Genomic DNA, 3,366 nt, shown 5'->3' on the forward strand with positions numbered 1-3,366 from the left:
AAAGGCACGCTGTCATCCGTCAGTTGACGGACTCCAACCGCTTGTAAGCGTACGGTTTCAGGTACTATTTCACTCCCCTGTTCGGGGTGCTTTTCACCTTTCCCTCACGGTACTTGTTCGCTATCGGTCTCTCAGGAGTATTTAGCCTTACCAGATGGTCCTGGCAGATTCAGACAGAATTTCTCGTGTTCCGCCCTACTCAGGGTACTGCTAGGATGTTATTTATTACCTGTACCGGACTGTCACCGTCTATGGTAGGCTTTTCCAAAACCTTTCCAGTTTTAAATACTTCTCCATGTCGCAGCCCTACAACCCCAACATTGCCGAAACAATATTGGTTTAGGCTGTTCCCAGTTCGCTCGCCACTACTATGGGAATCATTATTATTTTCTTTTCCTCCGGGTACTTAGATGTTTCAGTTCCCCGGGTTAGCCTCCTTGCGGATACCCTTGCGGGTGGGTTGCCCCATTCGGAAATCTTCGGATCGATTCATATTTGCTAATCCCCGAAGCTTATCGCAGCTTGTCACGTCCTTCTTCGCCTCTGAGAGCCTAGGCATCCTCCGTACGCCCTTAGTAACTTTCTTTTTAGAGAATCCTCGTATTGATTCAATTGTATCTCTGTAAAATTGTCGTCTCTATCTTGTGATTTGATTTGACTCTCGATAATTACTCTATGTAATTATCAAAATTATTTTTTCCCAACATGCCAAAGAACTTTAAAGCACAGAAACAGTTGCCTGTTTCAACTTGTGTAGATAATTAAGGAATCGAACCTTATCGCGTTGGTGCACCAGCATTATCTTCTGTTCACTATTACTTATGAACGCGCCACTGTTTTGTGGTCTTTTTACGACTTTTCAGCCTCCGTGGAGAATAAGGGAGTCGAACCCTTGACCTCTAGAATGCAAATCTAGCGCTCTAGCCAACTGAGCTAATCCCCCGAACTTTCAGTTTACAGTGTTCAGTCTCAGTTTTCAGTTTCCTGTTTACTGCGACTTGTTACTGTCGACTGGACTTGTAGTCCCGCCCAGACTTGAACTGGGGACCCCTACATTATCAGTGTAGTACTCTAACCAGCTGAGCTACGGGACTGTTTTTCTAAGCGCCAAGCTTTCTGAGCTTTGGCTTTTAGCGCAGCTCCCGCTTTGCAACTCATGTGTAATATTTTAAAAAAAGCAAGGACAACTTTCGTTAATCTCGTCACAGAAACTTTATTAAACCTGTGCTCCAGAAAGGAGGTGTTCCAGCCACACCTTCCGGTACGGCTACCTTGTTACGACTTAACCCCAGTTACCAGTTTTACCCTAGGACGCTCCTTGCGGTCACATACTTCAGGTACCCCCAGCTTCCATGGTTTGACGGGCGGTGTGTACAAGGCCCGGGAACGTATTCACCGCGCCATGGCTGATGCGCGATTACTAGCGAATCCAACTTCATGGAGTCGGGTTGCAGACTCCAATCCGAACTGGGATCGGCTTTAGGGATTGGCATCCTGTCACCAGGTAGCTGCCCTTTGTACCGACCATTGTAACACGTGTGTAGCCCTGGACATAAGGGCCGTGCTGATTTGACGTCATCCCCACCTTCCTCTCACCTTACGGTGGCAGTCTCGCTAGAGTCCTCAGCATTACCTGCTAGCAACTAACGATAGGGGTTGCGCTCGTTATGGGACTTAACCCGACACCTCACGGCACGAGCTGACGACAACCATGCAGCACCTTGTAAATAGCTCCGAAGAGAAAGACTGTTTCCAATCTATGCAATCTACATTTAAGCCCAGGTAAGGTTCCTCGCGTATCATCGAATTAAACCACATGTTCCTCCGCTTGTGCGGGCCCCCGTCAATTCCTTTGAGTTTCAACCTTGCGATCGTACTCCCCAGGTGGATCACTTAATGCTTTCGCTCAGCCGCTTACAGTGTATCGCAAACAGCGAGTGATCATCGTTTACGGCGTGGACTACCAGGGTATCTAATCCTGTTCGCTCCCCACGCTTTCGTGCCTCAGCGTCAATCGTAGCTTAGTAAGCTGCCTTCGCAATTGGCGTTCTGTGTCATATCTATGCATTTCACCGCTACACAACACATTCCGCCTACCTCAACTACATTCAAGAACTTCAGTATCAATGGCAATTTTACCGTTAAGCGGCAAGATTTCACCACTGACTTAAAGTTCCGCCTGCGCACCCTTTAAACCCAATAAATCCGGATAACGCTTGGACCCTCCGTATTACCGCGGCTGCTGGCACGGAGTTAGCCGGTCCTTATTCATTTGCTACCGTCAAATACCTACACGTAGATACCATTCTTGGCAAACAAAAGCAGTTTACAACCCATAGGGCCGTCATCCTGCACGCGGGATGGCTGGTTCAGACTTTCGTCCATTGACCAATATTCCTCACTGCTGCCTCCCGTAGGAGTCTGGTCCGTGTCTCAGTACCAGTGTGGGGGATAATCCTCTCAGAACCCCTAAAGATCGTTGCCTTGGTGAGCAGTTACCTCACCAACTAGCTAATCTTACGCATGCCCATCTTGTACCGCCGAAACTTTAATCACAATAACATGCGAAATTGTGATACTATGAGATATTAATCCACGTTTCCATGGGCTATCCCTCTGTACAAGGAAGGTTGCATACGCGTTACGCACCCGTGCGCCGCTCTCATCACCCGAAGGTGAATCCCGCTCGACTTGCATGTGTTAGGCCTCCCGCTAGCGTTCATCCTGAGCCAGGATCAAACTCTCCGTTGTAAATATAAAAAGTTTAATATCTTTCGCTCCAGGTTTACTTGTCTCTCTCAGAAATCAACAAAGTTGTTTTATTATTAACCTTGCTTTTTTGTGCTTCAAAATTTTAAAGAACTCGCGTAAAAAAACCAGCACCTCAATCTTACCTCTTAATGCCGGTCATCTACTTTTCTAATATTTTTCTCTGGCTTCTTCTTCTCTCCAAATCTCTCTTCTCAGCCAGAACTCGTTTCCCTTTTAACGGGGCGACAAAGGTAATTACTTTTTCAAAACCTCCAAAACTTTTTCGCTTTTTTTTGAAACTTTATTTCTAATGTCTCTGCGGCTTTGACGCGATCTTCAGTGCCGTTCCACCAGCCTTTCAACCACTCGTCTTTTACCCATCATCTTGTCACTTGAACGTCGCTTCGTTTTCTAAGCGGCTGCAAAGGTAAGCAAGTTTTTAAATCCACCAAATACTTTTTTGACTTTTTCTAAACTTTTTTTCGAACCGTTTCGTCGTTCCAAAGACCGAAATCTCCTTCCCAACTACCGGCCCTGCCTTTGCCGTTCTATTTCCCATTGTTTCTATGAACATCGCTTCTCTCAAAGCGGCTGCAAAAGTAATCAAGGTTTTTA

2 tRNA genes and 2 rRNA genes (1 of these 4 running past the window's edge) are annotated in these 3,366 nt (G+C 46.4%); all 4 read right to left on the reverse strand.

Annotated elements, in window-relative coordinates:
- A 23S ribosomal RNA gene (locus tag G4420_RS23165) occupies positions 1 to 586 on the reverse strand (it extends 2,212 nt beyond the left edge of the window).
- Positions 587 to 869: 283 nt separating this feature from the next.
- Positions 870 to 943, reverse strand: a tRNA-Ala gene (locus G4420_RS23170).
- A 77-nt stretch (positions 944 to 1,020) separates the two neighbouring features.
- Positions 1,021 to 1,094: transfer RNA gene (locus tag G4420_RS23175), tRNA-Ile, on the reverse strand.
- Positions 1,095 to 1,233: 139 nt separating this feature from the next.
- Positions 1,234 to 2,751 (reverse strand): 16S ribosomal RNA (locus G4420_RS23180).
- Together the 16S and 23S rRNA genes with 2 tRNA genes alongside form the textbook arrangement of a ribosomal RNA operon.
- Between the last annotated feature and the right edge of the window lie 615 nt (positions 2,752 to 3,366).

Origin of the sequence: Draconibacterium mangrovi (assembly GCF_010586825.1) — a bacterium.
Lineage (GTDB): Bacteria > Bacteroidota > Bacteroidia > Bacteroidales > Prolixibacteraceae > Draconibacterium > Draconibacterium mangrovi.